Below are 14,127 nucleotides of genomic sequence, written 5' to 3'. Positions count from 1 at the left end.
TCGGATACCACTCGGCTCGGACACACAGGGGAGTACAGAACCATGGTTGCAGGGATCACCGGAGCCATCTGGGGGCTCAGACCCGCCGAAGTCAATTGCGCCACACTCCATTCGGGGGCACATGCGGTGCCGATCGTGGCGGCGAGCACGGCCTGGGGCGGGCTGTCCGCGGCCTGGGCGGAGGCCGGGGCCACCGTGGCCCGCGTGATGGCCGAACTCGGCATCGGCATGGAGGGCATCAACGGCGTCGCGGCCCTGAGCAAGCTGACCGGCTTCCTCGGCTGGGCGGGCCAGCAGACCACCATGGCGGCCACCATGAGCGCCAAGACGGCGGCCAACGCCACGGCCTACGGCGTTGCCGCACTGGTGATGCCGAGCCCGCCGGAGATCGGGGCCACCAACGCCGCCGTGGCGGCGGCCCACACCCCGCCCGGAATCGTCTCGGGCAGCTTCGCCGCGGCCGAGGCCGCGCGGGTCGCTATGGACACCCGCGCCGCGCTGGTGATGGAGACCTACGAGGCCGCTACCACCGCACTGGTCACCACGCCGGGCGAGTTCCTGACCCCGCCGCCCGTCGCGGCCGGCGCCGGGACCGCCCAGGGCGGTGAATCCGCGACCATGCAGGCCACACCGAGCGATCCGCTGCAGGCCACGATCGCCGCCGCGCAGGGCCTCGCGAGCAACCCGTCGGTGGTGAGCGCCGCCACCCAGGCCGCGCAATCGGCGGTGTCGATGGCGGGCACCGGGGTCACCACCGCCGGAAACGTCGCCGGTACGGCGATTTCCTCGGCATTCAACGGCAGCACCGGCGTCCCGAGCTTCGCGGGCCCGATGATGGCCTCGGTCGGCGCGGTCGGCGGCACCGCCGCGGCCACGCGCGCCGTCTCGTTCTCCGGCGGCTCCGTCGGCATCGGGAACAACGCCGGTTCGCTCAAGCTCCCCGACGGCTGGGGCGCGGGCTCGGCGCTCGGAGGCGGCCCGGCCGCGGCCACCGCCGCCGAGTCGGCCGCCGTGAGCCAGTCGGGTGCGCCCGCTCCGGCCCGCGCGAACAACGCCACCGGTAACCCGTTGCTGGGCAACCAGGCTCACAACGACGAGGAAGAGGAAGAGCGTTCGGGCAACGACTACCTGCGCGGGGAGCACTTCGCCGAGGGCGGTGTCATCGCGCCCGGCGTCATCGGCGCCGACGCGTCCGCGGAGAGCACTAGGTGACGGTGCTCGGAGCGGGTAACGGGCCGTCCATGCTGGAGGCGGTCACGCTGTCGTTTCACGAGTTCCAGTTGCTGCAGGAGCGACTGGAACTCACCGACATCCCGGTGGTGCTGAGCGCCAACCGGTATTACGAGAACAACGTCACCTACTCCGAGGCGATGTCCGGCGCGGCCGAATCACTCACCGAGCGAGGTCTGCTGCACGGTGACGCGGTCGCGCCGGAACTCGCGGATCGCATGCGGGCGCTGGACCGGCCGCACTGGGCCCTGGAGATGCGCTGGATCGTCGGCGACGCGGTGAATCGGCTGTGCGTGGCCAAGGCCGACGACCTCGAGGTCGTCGCCCTGCGCGGCCCGGACTCCTTCGTCATCGACCAGTGCGGCCCCGACCTGCCAGGGACGGTGATCGCGGCGCTCGGCTCGCCCCCGGCGCTCGAGCTGTACGGCATGAACGCGCCGACCGAGGAACTGGCCCCGATCCTGGGTGACACCGGCGACTCCGCCGCCACCGCGCGGCGCCTGGCACAGGTCGGCAAGCCGGACCAGGACGCCACCATCCTGGCCGCGGCACTGGTCGAGATCCAGTCCGCGGCGGAGATCGTCGGTGTCATCTACGGCGACGGCGAGCGCGATTTCTCACCCAACCACGTCGCCGTCTTCGACACCCGCAACGGCCGCTTCCTATCGACCACCAGCGTCTCCGACGACGACGTCAAATGGTCGTCCCTGAGCAGCGGCACCCCGGCCCGCCTACGCGCCGCCCTCGAGAACCTGATCGAATCCCTCCCGCTACGCGAGGATTTCAAGCCGACCCCAGGCGTACTGGGCGGCTAGAGCACCGAGCAGCTACCCCTCGGGGCAAGCCAGAGTTGCACCCGACCACTACCCCTCGGGACGAGCCAGAGTTGCAACCCGGCCGCTACCCATCGGGACGAGCCAGAGTTGCGACCCGGCCGTTACCCATGGGGGCGAGCCGGAGTTGCAACCGGCCGTTACTACCCCATGGGGTCGTCTGCCGTGGGTTCGGCGTCGTATTCGAAGGGTGGGGTGTAGCGGCCCCACCGCACGCACTCCCAGCCCTGGAACTCCGGGCCGTGGTAGCGCGGCAGCAATTCGATCGTCTCCGTGTTGTCCAGGTGGTTGTTGGTCGTGAACGGCGGCTCCACGCCGCCGATCGCCCGCGCCACCAAACGCATCGCGGCACCGTGACTGACGAGCAGGATGTCGCCGAGCCGATCGGCACCGGGCCGCAGGAACTCCCGGCGAATCCGGTCCAGTTCGGGCAGATACCGGTCCAGCACCTCCTGCCCGGTCTCGCCGCCGGGCAACCGCACCTGTAGTTCGCCCAGGTGCCAGGCGTGGTAGACATCCTGGAACATCCGATGCGCCGCATCGGAATTCGCGCCCTCCAACTCGCCGACCTGGACCTCGTACAGCCCCTCGAGCACCTCGGCGGGCACACCCGTCACCGATTCGACGTGACCGGCGGTCTGGCGTGCCCGCAGCGCCGCCGAGCAGAACAGCCGCCGCGGCGGCGCGAGGGTGGCCGCGAACGACTTCGCCTGCGCCACACCGCGTTCGGTCAGGGGCAGACCGGGCACGCGGGTATCGAGGATCTTCGCGACATTGCCCTCGGTCTCGCCGTGCCGCACCAGGACCAGTTTGTCGCGCGCAGGCTCGCTCACAGGTCGGCCACCCCCTTCTTCAAGTCTTCCAGCCAGGCCGCCGCGGGCTCGTCCGGCGGCGGCATGCTGCCGCTGGGCGAACTCGCGGGCCACGAACCCAGGTAGCGGATCCGCCCGGCCGTTCGGTGCAGCGCCTTGAGCGCCTCGGCGACCGCGGTGTCGTCGATGTGCCCGACGCAATCCAGATAGAACCGATAGGTGCCCATCCCGGTGCGGGTGGGCCGCGATTCGATGCGGGTGAGATCGACTCCGCGCGTGGCGAATTCCGCGAACACCCGCATCAGCGCGCCCGGTTCGTTGGCCAACTCCAGCACCACCAGCGAGGTCCGGTCGGCGCCGGTGCGCGGCGGCGCCACCCGCGGCCTGGTCACCAGCACGAACCGGGTCACCGCCCGGTCGTGGTCGGCCACTCCGGAGGCCAGCACCGCCAGCCCCAGCCGCTCCCCGGCCAGCGTGGTCGACACCGCGGCCTCGGCGTGACCGTCCACCACGTCCTCCGCCGCGGCCGCGTTGGACGACGAGGTGTACAGCCGTGCCCGCGGCATATGGTTCGACAGCCAGACCCGCACCTGCGCCGCGGCGACCGGGTAGGCGGCGAGTGTCCGCACCTCGTGCAGGGCGACGCCCGGCCGGGCCACGATCGTGAACGCCACGTCGAGTTCGGTCTCGGCCACGATCTGCAGGCGGGGGCCGACAGCGAGCGCGTCGAGCGTCGGCGAGATCGAGCCCTCCACCGAACTCTCGATGGGCACCACCGCACCGTCGACCTCATCGGCCCGGATCAGTTCGAGCGCGGCGCCCTGGCTGGGTGCGGCGACGCGTTCGACCGGTCCGTCGAAGACGTTCGCGGACTCGAACTTGACAAGGGCCATCTCGGTAAAGGTTCCCGACGGCCCGAAATAGGCGATACGCGGCACGGATACGACATTACCGAGGAGTGGGGGGCGGGCCGGGAGTTTGCACGATGTCCGGGGCCAGCACCGCCAGGGTGCGTGCGACCTCGCCGGGCCGGTCCGACTCCACGGCCAGCAACACCTCGCGCAACGCCTGCACCGCCGGGGCTTCGAGTCCGCGCAGGAATTCGATATCCGGTTCGCGCAGCGCAGCCGCGATGTCCTCGCCGCACAGCGCGGCGGCCGTGGCCGCCACCACCGCCAGTGCCCGCTCCCCCGACCCGACACGGGCCACGAATCCGGTATCGGCATGCGCGGCTCCGGCCAGAAAGGCGGCGACCTGCGAGTCCGACGCCGCGCCGTCGAGCAGCGGCGCATCGGACACCCCAGCGGGCGCCCGGACCAGACCTTCCACCAGACCCACGGACGGCTTCGGCGGCACGCTCAGCGGTACCAGGACCGGCTCGGCGGGCGGATTCGAATCGTGCGGCACGTTTCCACCGTAGCGATCGCAACGCTTGCGCAACCCCTCGTCGTCACTTAGCTTAGGTTTACCTAATTACAGCGCCGGGTTCGGACATCTGGAGGTATGCATGCCGCGCACGACCACGACCGCCGCACCGTCCACGGCCGAGCGGGTGCGAAATGCCTGCGCTCACGCCGAGCAGGCAGTGCTCGCCCTCCCCGGCGCCGATCCCGTCCCGACCACCGTGCATCACCTGCGTGCCTGCGGCGATGCGGTGATCGCGGTGCCGGTGGATTCCCCGGCGGTGACGGCGGCATGGGGCCCGCTCGGTTCGCCCGCCGTACTGGAGCTCACCGATATGGCGCCACTGCCGCTGCGTGAGCCGGTCCGCGCGCTGGTATGGCTGCGCGGCCGGGTGCGCGCGGTCCCCGAGCACGCCCAGCGTGTCCTGGCGGGCGAGGTCGCCAAGGAGCACGCGCATCCCGCGCTGCTCGACGTCGGCCACACCACCACCCTGCTGCGGCTGGTGATCGACTCCGCGGTGGTGGCCGATTCCAGCGGCGCGGCCTCGGCCTGCCAGGAGCAGTTGCGCACCGCCCAGGCCGACCCGTTCTGGGAGTTGGAGGCGGCCTGGCTGCAGCATATGGACGCCGACCACGCCGACGTGGTCGCGCAACTGGCCCGGCACCTGCCGGTCCGGCTGCGCGGCGGCGCGGTGCACCCGCTGGCCATCGACCGCTACGGCGTGACCCTGCGCGTGGAGAGCCCCGACGACGGCGACCACGACGTCCGCCTGCCCTTCGAATCCCCCGTCGACGATATCCAGGCCCTCAGCCGCGCGGTCCGCATCCTCGCCGGTTGCCCCTTCCTGCACGGCATGCGCCGCATCTGACAGCGCCCCAACCCCTTTCGCCCAGCCCGGACACGCCCGCGCCGACAGTTCGCACCCGCTGCCCCTTCACGCACCCTCTCCAGCTGCTGGAGGGGGTGCGTGAATACGCACGGGGTGCGTGGAGCCGGGGAGCGGGGGTGATGGGGTGAGGGTGGGCCGCGCATAGATTGGCTGGCATGGTGTCTTCCGCCGATTCCGTGTCCGGCTGGCGCGAGCCCGCTACCGGGCGGCAGCGCACGGCCGTTCGGATCGAGATCGCGATCGTCCTGGTGGTCACGTTCGGGCTGAGTGGGGCCAACGCGGCGCTGTCGCTGCTCGAGAGCGCGCTGGCGCCCGGTGGGGTCGGCGGGCAGACGGTGGCGCTGAATCCGTCGCGGGCGGCGCAGTCGGCCATCGATCTGATGTTCCAGTTGCTGAGCGTGCTGCGGCTGCTGGGCTGGGGCGCGCTCGGCCTGTATCTGTTGTGGCGCAGTGGGATCGGGCCGCGACTGATCGGCCTGGCTCGCATTCGCTGGCGCGGCGACATACTTCCGGGCCTGGCGCTGGCGGCGGTAATCGGCCTGCCCGGGCTGGGGCTGTATCTGGTGGCCCATGCGATGGGATTCAGCGTGACCATCGTGCCGAGTTCGCTCGGCGATCATTGGTGGCGGCTGCCGGTGCTGGTGTTGTCGGCGCTGGCGAACGCCGTGGCCGAGGAGATCCTGGTGGTGGCGTATCTCATCACCCGACTGCGGGCGCTGGGCTGGACGGAGCACCGATCGCTGCTCGCCTCGGCCCTGCTGCGCGGCAGCTATCACCTGTACCAGGGCCTCGGCGGCGGTCTCGGCAATCTGGTGATGGGCCTGGTGTTCGGCAAGTTCTGGCAGCGCACCGACCGGCTGTGGCCGCTGGTGCTGGCCCACGCGACCATCGATACGGTCGCCTATGTCGGCTACGCCCTGCTGCGCGGGCACGCGTCCTGGCTGCCCTGAACGCCTGGGCACCGAAACCGTGAGGATCGTCATCGACTCGAGATGAACCGGCGAGCCCGGCGGATCAGTAGCATCTCGGTGATGAACGGCGACGACCCCCAGCAGTACGCGCGGACGCGCCGGGTCCCGCCGCCGGGCCCCGGCCGACCCGCGCCGCCCCCGCCCGATCAGCGGTACCCGCGCGGCGGGCAGCCGAGGCCACCGCACGAGCCCACCCAGGTGATGCGCCGCGACGGCGCCCGCGAACAGGCCCTGGCCTGGTCCCAGGTACCGCCCACGGACAATCCGCCGCCCCGCTACCGCCCGGGCCCGCCGCGCAGACCCGCAGGTCACGCGCCGACGCAGCGCCCCGTGCCGTATCGCGAACCACCACCGCCCCCACCTCCCGGTCCGCCGCCGCGCCGCCGGGAGCGGCCGCCGCCGGAACCGCGGATGCGCCGCAAGCGGCACTGGGGCCGCTGGCTCGTCGCGCTGTTGCTGGTCGTGCTGATCACGCCGATCGTCGCCGCCATCTATCTGGACCGCTCGCTGCATCGCATCGATGCGCTGAGCGACTACACCGACCGCATCGGCGACACGCCCGGCACGAACTGGCTGCTGACCGGATCCGACAGTCGCCTGGGCTTGACGAAGGATCAGGAGAGCGAACTCTCCACCGGCGACACCTCCGATGCCGGGGGCGAGCGCAGCGACACGATCATGCTGGTGCACGTCCCGAAGTCCGGCGCTACCACCATCGTGAGCCTGCCGCGCGATTCCTACGTGCCCATTCCCGGCATCGGCCGGGACAAACTCAATGCGGCCTATTCCGCGGGCGGCCCGAAACTGCTGGCGCAGACCGTGGAAACGATCACCGGCCTGCACATCGACCATTTCGCGGAAATCGGTTTCGGCGGTTTCGCCGGAATGGTGGACGCGGTGGGCGGTATCGATATGTGCCTGCCCTATCCGATCGACGATCCGCTGGCCGGAATAGATCTGCCCGCCGGATGCCAGCATCTCGGCGGCGCCCAGGCACTCGGCTTCGTGCGCACCCGCGCCACGCCCCGGGCCGACCTCGACCGCATGCAGAACCAGCAGATGTTCATGGCCGCCCTGCTGAAGAAGGCGACCAGCACCGGCACCCTGGTCAATCCGCTGCGCAGCTGGCCGCTGGCACAGGGCCTGACCAACTCGCTGCGGGTCGACAACGGCGACCACATCTGGGATCTGGCCCGGCTGGGGTGGGGCCTGCGCGGCGACACCGTGACCACCACGGTCCCGATCGGCGGCTTCGACGACGTGTCCGGCAGCGGCAACGTGGTGCTGTGGGACAAGGAGAAGGCGGGCCGGTTCTTCGACGCACTCGCATCGGACAAGCCCATCCCCGCGGACCTGATCACGCGGTAACGTCGAGCACATGCCGAACGACGGTCACACCCCGGACAACGTTCCCGCCGCCGACGGCGAACGGTCGTTTCCGGATTCGCTCCGGGACCAGATTCGCCATGAATTCACCGCGGCCCGGCAGTATCTGGCCGCCGCGGTGTACCTGGACACTCAGCGACTGCCGCGGCTGGCGGGTGTCTGCTACCGCGGCGGGGACGACAAACGCGCACACGCGCTGCGCATGATCCAGTACCTGTTGGACCGGGATATCCCGGTCCAGATCGGCGGCCTGGACGAGATCGTGCCCACCTTCGATTCCGCGCGCGCCGCAGTCGACTTCATGCTGCGGCGCGAACAGCGCCTGGCCGATCGGCTGAACGCCCTGGCCCGCACCGCGGCCGGGACCGGCGACTATCTCGGCGAGCAGTTCGTCCAGTGGTTCCTGCGCGACCAATTGGCGGAGGTGGCCCGGATGACGACGCTACTCGCCGTATGCGACCGCGCCGACGGCAACCTTTTCGATGTCGAGGACTTCGTCGCGCGCGAACTGCAACGTCCCTCGAAGCCGGATCCGGCCGCACCGAAAATGGCGGGAACAACTCGCATTTGATTAGGCAATACTTGCCTCAATAAGGTTGTGCTCAATAAGGGTGCACTTGGATGACAAGCGCGATTACCAGCATTAATGTCGTGCTCATGTCCAGCCACCCCGAAACCCCACGCAGCAAGTTCCACAGCTTGCTCCACGATCAGATTCGGCACGAATTCAATGCCGAACATCAGTACATCGCAATCGCGGTATGGTTCGACAATGCCGATCTTCCGGTGTTGGCGAAGTACTTCTACAAGCAGGCCGTCGAGGAACGCAACCACGCGATGATGATCGCGCAGTACTTCCTCGATCGTGATATGAGCATCGACCTGTCCGGCATCGACGGCGCGAAGTCGAAATTCGAGAATGCGCGCGAGCCCATCGCCCTGGCCCTGGCCCAGGAGAAGACGGTCACCGATCAGATCGTCCAGCTGGCCAGCACCGCCCGCGAAGAGGGCGACTACCTGGGCGAGCAGTTCATGCAGTGGTTCCTCAAGGAGCAGGTCGAGGAGGTCGCGCGGATGACGACGCTGCTCACCGTCGCCGACCGCGCGGGCCAGAACCTGTTCGATCTGGAGTACTTCGTCTCCCGCGAGATGAGCGGGCCGGACGACACATCGGGTGCGCCGCACGCGGCGGGTGGAGCGATCTGAGTTTCCCCACAGTGAGTGAGCGACGCTCGGCTCCGCCCGCGCGGAGCCGAGCTTTTCGTTTACTCCGGCCGCTAGCGCAGCGTGACCTGGCGCGACCGCAGCCCGTCGCGGGACCGCCGCTCGTCGGAACTCAACGGCACGTCCGAGGCCGCCGCCTCCGCCAGCCGCGCGCCGAATTCCCGGGCGGGCGTGACCCATTCGCTCGGGTGCCGCTCGCGGTCCAGGTCGAACACCGGCACCAGCAGCCCGTGCGTGCGGAAGGATCCCGCGAACCGGGACCCGTCACCCAGATTCAGCCCGCCCGCGGCGTGCACGCGGGCCAGCGCCAGCATCAGCGCGTCCTCGTCCTCGGGGCGAACCCAGCGCACGTGCGCCTTCTCCCCGGCGTCGACCCACCAGGCCGCGCCGATCGCATCGCCGCCCAGTTCCAGCCGATCCGACGGCATGATCGCCTGGTTCGCCTGCTCGATGGTCGCCGCGACCTGCGGATCCGGGGTCACGCCCGCGGGCACCCACCAGTTGAAGTCTTGGTGCACGGTCAGATCCAGGCTGGCGCCCGGATCGATCACCTCGCCCAGCGCGGGCGCCGCGGCGGCCTCGGCGGCGGCCTGCAGGGATTCGCCGGGCTCGGCGCCCTGCGTCCACAGCACGGCGGCGGCCAGATCGGCCGCCGGATCCTCCGACTGGAACTGCACCTGGGCGCCGACGAAACCGATCGGCTCGTCACCCGCGCGCACCAGGGCGGCGACCGCGCCGGGCAGCACGGTGGCGAGCGTGACGGGGCGCTCGGCGGCAACCCCGCTCGACAGCTTCAGCGTCGCGGTCGCCGACGGCACGAACTCCCGTAACGCGACGAGATCGCATTCGGCGGCCAGACCGGCGAACGGGCGCGCGGCGGCCTGCGCCGCCTGCTCCTGTGCCGCGCGGCGCTCGGCGAGACGCTGGGCCCGTTTGCTGTCGGACTTGGGTTGATTCCGTTTGCTCTTACCCACGAACGGTGAACCTACAGTGTCGGATCGAACACACGGCGCAGGGGCGCACGAGAGTCACACCGTGGCCAGGACCGCTTTGGTGCGACCCGGGTGATTCGTGGCGATCCAGCTGACGCCGAGATCGGCGCAGAGCTTGACGTCCTCCGGCGCGTCGACGGTCCAACAGTAGGTGGCACGCCCGGCCGCGGCCGCCTTGTCGACCAGGTCGGGATGGTCGCGCAGGGTCTTCACCGACGGACCGACGGCGGTGGCGCCGACGGTGGTCGCGGCGCTGCCGCCCAGGTACCGCGACGACTCGCCGAGCAGCACCGTGGGCAGCAGCGGGGCCGAGCGCCGGATGCGCCACACGGCGGTGGCGGCGAACGACATCACCACGGCCCGGGAGTGATCGGCCGAGGCCGGTGTCGCGATGCCGAAGCGCTGCAACTCCGCCAGCACTTTGGCCTCGACCAGCGCGCCGTAGCGCACCGGATGCTTGGTCTCGATGAACAGCTTGGTCGGGCGGCTGCGCCAGTCGAGCACCAGCGAGATCAGCTCGCCGAGGGTGACCACGCCCGCGGGCGCGTCGTCGGCGCCGAAGTCCAGCTCGCGCAGTTCGTCCAGGCTCAGCTCACTGACCAGCCCGGTGCCCGAGGACGTCCGATCCACGGTCCGGTCGTGCACGCACACCAGGTGCCCGTCGCGCGTGAGCCGGACATCGCATTCGACGCCGTCGGCACCCTCCTGCAGCGCCAGCTCGAAGGCCGCCAGGGTGTGCTCCGGGCGCGCGCCCGACGCGCCGCGGTGCGCCACCACGAACGGTGCGCGACTGTCTCGGCTCACTTCGCCATGACCTCCTCCTGCTCGGACCCGGCCTCGGACGCCACCTCGGGCTCCGCATCGGAGCCGCCATTCTTCCCGACCGCCGAATCCGGTGCGCGCCCATGACCTTCCGCCACCGGGTGCACGGGCTCGATGACCGGGGCGACCGGACCCACCGCCGCTAGCCACCGCTTCGGCATCCGGACGCGACCGCGCAGGTCACGCCCCTCGATCAGCCTGACGACCCACAGCGACAGCACGGCGACCGCGGCGGCCGCCAGATCGGTCCAGACGGTGAACATCACACCGTCGGCCTGGGTCTGCAGGGAATCGGCGGTGCGCCACCACAGGGCGGCGACCACCATCGCGCCGTTGCACACCCACGCGCACCACCAGATTCGCGCCGCCCGCACGGCACGGGGGTCCCCGCCGAGCCGCCGGACCAGCTCCATCAGGTACACGCCCGGCCAGATCAGGTTCACCCCGGGAATCACACACCCGCACAGCAGCATCGGCAGCGACCGCGGATCCCGGCGCCCGTCCCGCGCGTACGCGGCCCGGCGGGCGTCGACCAGCCAGCCGATCAGCGCGAGGGCGCCGGCCAGGGCGAACAGCAGCGCCAGCACCGCGCTCGCATAGACCGCGATATCGGAGACCAGCAGCGTCGCGGGGTGAATCAGCCGGGTGCGGTTGACCAGCAGGATCAGATATCGCCCGAGTTCGGCGACGCCCGCCACCGCGAACAGGACCGCCGTGGTCACCAGCAGGCGTTCGAGACGATCGGTCAGCCGGGAGAGCGGATGCCGCACGACCGCCGGCGATCGCGGCGGCTCGTCCCACAGGCCCCAGCGGGGCATCTCGGCATAGCGGGGGGTCGACCGCGCGGGCCGGGCGGCGCGGCTCGACCGGCCGTCGCGCGGATGCTGCCCCGGCGGCCGGGCCACCCAGCGATAGTTGCGGTGCTCGGCGGGGGCGTCGACCGGCGCTGGCGACAGCAGCACGCCGCGGCAGCGCGGGCACCAGTGCATCGGCCTGCCCTGCACCGCCCAGCGCGACCCGCAGCGGGCGCAGGGCTGCACGACCGTACTCATCGGGCGCCGCCCCCTTTCATGAATAGCTGTGTCATCGGAAGCCGTGGGCCATCAGTAGATCTTCGCCTCGTGCTCGTCCGCACCGGCCAGCGGACGGCCGGAGCGCTGCCACGCCACCATGCCGCCGACGACGTGGACGGCGTCGAATCCGACGTGCGTCAGATACTTCACCACCTCGATGGACCGGCCGCCCTGGCGGCAGACGACGTAGATGTCGGAGTCGTAGTCCAGCTCGTCGACCCGGGCGGGCACGTCGGCCATCGGAATATGGCGGGCGCCGGGCGCGTGGCCGAGCTGCCACTCGTCGTCCTCGCGGACGTCGAGGAGGATGGCCGAAACGGTGGGCAGGGCAGCGTCGAACTCGGCGGGCACTTCGTCGACCGGCACCGACGGAACTTCGGGGCTCGTCACGGTGTCGATCCTGCCACGGGCGCCGGACGGGCGGGGAGTTCCGCTGGTCTTCCGCGTCGGGCGGCATGGGCGGACATGCGGTCGGTTCCGCCGGGTCATACCCGGTCACATCCCCTGTGCGGTCGCGAACTGCGCCTATTCCGGCCCTAGTTATCCACATAATCCACAACCTGATCCACAGGTTTAGGGTGAGCCGACCGATCGGTCGCCCGGAACGGGTGCGATGGGCGGACGGAGCGCATGCGGGCGACCGATCCGAGACTCCCCTCCTCATCCCGGAGCGGTCACCCGCCGCCGATGGCGGGGCCACGCCGCAGGTCCAGCACATATCCGAGATCCGCGGCGTGGTCCCGACAACTACTTGGACGGGACGCCCGGCCATTTGGTTCCCTTGTCTCCGAAAAATGTCTCCGAAAAAAACGACAACACTAGCGAGAAACCGAAATCCCGGGCTCTGCCCGGCGCGCTCGGTAGCCTTGGCATATGGACGCGAGCAGGGGGTTACTCGACGGAATGGATGCGGCCGGGCTGAACACCGCGCTTGCCGAGGCCACCTGCCTCGGCGTCGCGGTCGACGCCGCGGCCGCGCGGGTGCGACTCGAACTGGAGGTGCTGACCCTTCCCGTCGACGGGCCGCCGCCCGAGGACCGCCGCGTGATCCTGACCTTGACCGGCGTCAGCCGAGTCGCCGCGTCCCTGCGCAAACAGGAGTGGGACGATCTGGAACCGCAGATCTTCCCCCTGACGCTGGACACCCTGGGCGAGGCGATCGCCGGGTTCGGCGGCGGCGCGCTGCACGGGTGGGATTTCATCGATGTCGACGACAGCGGCTGGGCGCTGTGGCGCGAACTGCTGAGCCTCGACACCACCGTCAGCGACCGGCCCCCGGCACACGTGCTGGAGTTCTCCCAGCAGGAGGGCATCGACCCGCGCGAACTCGACGTCCGGGTGTGGTTCGAGGGCCTCGAGGTCGAGACCTCGGACGGTCGCCCGCTCACCCCCGCCGAATTCGCCGACGGCGGCCGACGCTGGTGGAAGGCGCACGACGCCTGCGATCCGCGCACGATGCTGCCGGATGTCGCGCCGCCCATGTGAGAGCGCAGTTCGTATACCGGCTGTTCACGCGCTGTGACGATGATCCCCGCCGTTCGACGGAGGCGGGCAGGCTCCGCGCTGACTAACGTCGTGCATGCCGGGTACCCGGGTCGCACCGACCCGGTCCATACGGTGAGAAACCGAGCCGGGATCGGAATCCGGGGGCATGGAACCCGGTTGCAACCGAGCGGGTGTACGAATGATGGTTGGGTGCGCCCGAGACACCTCGGGAGCACACGGCCCGACATCATGAGGAAGGGACATCGTGGCTGAGTACACGCTGCCAGATCTGGATTACGACTACGGCGCCCTGGAGCCGCACATCTCCGGGCAGATCAACGAGCTGCACCACTCCAAGCACCACGCGACCTACGTCGCCGGTGCCAACGCGGCGCTCGAGAAGCTGGAGGCCGCCCGCGAGTCCGGTGACCACGGCGCGATCTTCCTGAACGAGAAGAACCTGGCCTTCCACCTGGGTGGGCACGTCAACCACTCGATCTGGTGGAAGAACCTCTCCCCGAACGGCGGCGACAAGCCGGTCGGGGACCTGGCCGCCGCCATCGACGACCAGTTCGGCTCGTTCGACAAGTTCCGCACGCAGTTCACCGCCGCGGCCAACGGCCTGCAGGGCTCCGGCTGGGCGGTGCTGGGTTACGACCAGCTGGGCCAGAAGCTGCTGACGTTCCAGCTGTACGACCAGCAGGCCAACGTTCCCCTGGGCGTCATCCCGCTGCTGCAGGTCGACATGTGGGAGCACGCCTTCTACCTGCAGTACAAGAACGTCAAGGCCGACTACGTCAAGGCCTTCTGGAACGTCGTCAACTGGGCCGATGTGCAGGAGCGCTTCGCCCGGGCGACCTCGCAGGCCAAGGGTCTCGTCTTCGGCTGATCGCGCTCGACCCGCCCCGGGCCCGCGGACTTCGGTCCGCGGGCCCGGTCTTGTGTTTCCGCCCTGTTACCTGGGGCTTGGCACTCTTTGGTACTTGTGTGCCAGACATTGTTTGGG

16 protein-coding genes are annotated in these 14,127 nt (G+C 70.2%); 9 read left to right on the top strand and 7 right to left on the bottom strand.

Annotation, left to right across the window (positions count from 1 at the left end):
- The first annotated feature begins 42 nt into the window (after positions 1 to 42).
- Entirely contained in the window at positions 43 to 1,212 is a 1,170-nt protein-coding gene (locus ACYVLQ_RS10450; protein WP_460697194.1) for a PPE domain-containing protein, read from the top strand.
- Positions 1,209 to 2,045: an ESX secretion-associated protein EspG gene (locus ACYVLQ_RS10445; RefSeq protein WP_460697193.1), complete on the top strand. Its 837-nt coding sequence runs from the start codon at positions 1,209 to 1,211 to the stop codon at positions 2,043 to 2,045. The genes ACYVLQ_RS10450 and ACYVLQ_RS10445 overlap by 4 nt, the downstream gene beginning before the upstream one ends.
- 161 nt (positions 2,046 to 2,206) lie before the next feature.
- Here the strand turns inward: ACYVLQ_RS10445 and ACYVLQ_RS10440 are convergent, their stop codons facing one another.
- Genes ACYVLQ_RS10440 through ACYVLQ_RS10430 form a run of 3 tightly spaced genes read right to left on the bottom strand, consistent with a single transcriptional unit; the run spans position 2,207 to position 4,282 of the window.
- The gene (locus tag ACYVLQ_RS10440) at positions 2,207 to 2,896 is read right to left on the bottom strand and encodes a histidine phosphatase family protein (RefSeq protein ID WP_460697192.1); all 690 of its coding nucleotides are present in this window, start codon (positions 2,894 to 2,896) and stop codon (positions 2,207 to 2,209) included.
- Positions 2,893 to 3,813, bottom strand: coding sequence for a prephenate dehydratase (gene pheA, locus ACYVLQ_RS10435; RefSeq protein WP_460697191.1), 921 nt, complete (start codon positions 3,811 to 3,813; stop codon positions 2,893 to 2,895). The genes ACYVLQ_RS10440 and pheA overlap by 4 nt, the downstream gene beginning before the upstream one ends.
- Before the next feature lie 10 nt (positions 3,814 to 3,823).
- Positions 3,824 to 4,282 (bottom strand): hypothetical protein, encoded by a 459-nt coding sequence (locus ACYVLQ_RS10430; protein WP_460697190.1) that lies wholly within the window; start codon positions 4,280 to 4,282, stop codon positions 3,824 to 3,826.
- A 100-nt stretch (positions 4,283 to 4,382) separates the two neighbouring features.
- Here ACYVLQ_RS10430 and ACYVLQ_RS10425 point away from each other — a divergent pair, with 100 nt between their 5' ends.
- The 5 genes from ACYVLQ_RS10425 to ACYVLQ_RS10405 all read left to right on the top strand — a co-directional run bounded on the left by ACYVLQ_RS10425 (position 4,383) and on the right by ACYVLQ_RS10405 (position 8,731).
- Positions 4,383 to 5,147 carry a DUF2470 domain-containing protein gene (locus tag ACYVLQ_RS10425; protein WP_460697189.1) on the top strand — a complete coding sequence of 255 codons (765 nt, stop codon included), beginning with the start codon at positions 4,383 to 4,385 and terminating at the stop codon, positions 5,145 to 5,147.
- A 176-nt stretch (positions 5,148 to 5,323) separates the two neighbouring features.
- Complete coding sequence (locus ACYVLQ_RS10420; RefSeq protein ID WP_460697188.1) at positions 5,324 to 6,118, top strand: CPBP family intramembrane glutamic endopeptidase; 795 nt, start codon at positions 5,324 to 5,326, stop codon at positions 6,116 to 6,118.
- A gap of 81 nt (positions 6,119 to 6,199) precedes the next feature.
- Positions 6,200 to 7,507: an LCP family protein gene (locus tag ACYVLQ_RS10415; RefSeq protein WP_460697187.1), complete on the top strand. Its 1,308-nt coding sequence runs from the start codon at positions 6,200 to 6,202 to the stop codon at positions 7,505 to 7,507.
- Between the two features lie 10 nt (positions 7,508 to 7,517).
- Positions 7,518 to 8,096 carry a ferritin gene (locus tag ACYVLQ_RS10410; RefSeq protein ID WP_460697186.1) on the top strand — a complete coding sequence of 193 codons (579 nt, stop codon included), beginning with the start codon at positions 7,518 to 7,520 and terminating at the stop codon, positions 8,094 to 8,096.
- 86 nt (positions 8,097 to 8,182) lie between these two features.
- On the top strand, positions 8,183 to 8,731 hold the full coding sequence (locus ACYVLQ_RS10405) for a ferritin (RefSeq protein ID WP_460697441.1): 549 nt from the start codon (positions 8,183 to 8,185) through the stop codon (positions 8,729 to 8,731).
- Positions 8,732 to 8,802: 71 nt separating this feature from the next.
- Here the strand turns inward: ACYVLQ_RS10405 and ACYVLQ_RS10400 are convergent, their stop codons facing one another.
- Genes ACYVLQ_RS10400 through ACYVLQ_RS10385 form a run of 4 tightly spaced genes read right to left on the bottom strand, consistent with a single transcriptional unit; the run spans position 8,803 to position 12,026 of the window.
- The gene (locus ACYVLQ_RS10400) at positions 8,803 to 9,723 is read right to left on the bottom strand and encodes a DUF5926 family protein (RefSeq protein ID WP_460697185.1); all 921 of its coding nucleotides are present in this window, start codon (positions 9,721 to 9,723) and stop codon (positions 8,803 to 8,805) included.
- Positions 9,724 to 9,777: 54 nt separating this feature from the next.
- Complete coding sequence (locus ACYVLQ_RS10395; RefSeq protein WP_460697184.1) at positions 9,778 to 10,545, bottom strand: glycerophosphodiester phosphodiesterase; 768 nt, start codon at positions 10,543 to 10,545, stop codon at positions 9,778 to 9,780.
- Positions 10,542 to 11,615, bottom strand: coding sequence for a DUF4328 domain-containing protein (locus tag ACYVLQ_RS10390; RefSeq protein ID WP_460697183.1), 1,074 nt, complete (start codon positions 11,613 to 11,615; stop codon positions 10,542 to 10,544). The genes ACYVLQ_RS10395 and ACYVLQ_RS10390 overlap by 4 nt, the downstream gene beginning before the upstream one ends.
- A gap of 51 nt (positions 11,616 to 11,666) precedes the next feature.
- Entirely contained in the window at positions 11,667 to 12,026 is a 360-nt protein-coding gene (locus tag ACYVLQ_RS10385; protein WP_460697182.1) for a rhodanese-like domain-containing protein, read from the bottom strand.
- Positions 12,027 to 12,509: 483 nt separating this feature from the next.
- On the opposite strand from ACYVLQ_RS10385, the gene ACYVLQ_RS10380 reads away from it, so the two are divergent.
- Both ACYVLQ_RS10380 and ACYVLQ_RS10375 read left to right on the top strand, forming a co-directional pair.
- Positions 12,510 to 13,121 (top strand): hypothetical protein, encoded by a 612-nt coding sequence (locus ACYVLQ_RS10380; RefSeq protein ID WP_460697181.1) that lies wholly within the window; start codon positions 12,510 to 12,512, stop codon positions 13,119 to 13,121.
- Positions 13,122 to 13,386: 265 nt separating this feature from the next.
- Complete coding sequence (locus ACYVLQ_RS10375; RefSeq protein WP_460697180.1) at positions 13,387 to 14,010, top strand: superoxide dismutase; 624 nt, start codon at positions 13,387 to 13,389, stop codon at positions 14,008 to 14,010.
- Positions 14,011 to 14,127: the final 117 nt, after the last annotated feature.

The sequence above is a fragment of the Nocardia thraciensis genome, from assembly GCF_054782435.1.
This window is presented reverse-complemented; position numbering and strand designations above follow the sequence as displayed.

Coding starts and splice junctions, on each gene's coding strand:
- ACYVLQ_RS10450 (WP_460697194.1), top strand. CDS start 43: ATGGTTGCAGGGATCACCGGAGCCATCTGGGGGCTCAGACCCGCCGAA.
- ACYVLQ_RS10425 (WP_460697189.1), top strand. CDS start 4,383: ATGCCGCGCACGACCACGACCGCCGCACCGTCCACGGCCGAGCGGGTG.
- ACYVLQ_RS10420 (WP_460697188.1), top strand. CDS start 5,324: ATGGTGTCTTCCGCCGATTCCGTGTCCGGCTGGCGCGAGCCCGCTACC.
- ACYVLQ_RS10415 (WP_460697187.1), top strand. CDS start 6,200: ATGAACGGCGACGACCCCCAGCAGTACGCGCGGACGCGCCGGGTCCCG.
- ACYVLQ_RS10410 (WP_460697186.1), top strand. CDS start 7,518: ATGCCGAACGACGGTCACACCCCGGACAACGTTCCCGCCGCCGACGGC.
- ACYVLQ_RS10405 (WP_460697441.1), top strand. CDS start 8,183: ATGTCCAGCCACCCCGAAACCCCACGCAGCAAGTTCCACAGCTTGCTC.
- ACYVLQ_RS10390 (WP_460697183.1), bottom strand. CDS start 11,615: ATGAGTACGGTCGTGCAGCCCTGCGCCCGCTGCGGGTCGCGCTGGGCG.
- ACYVLQ_RS10380 (WP_460697181.1), top strand. CDS start 12,510: ATGGACGCGAGCAGGGGGTTACTCGACGGAATGGATGCGGCCGGGCTG.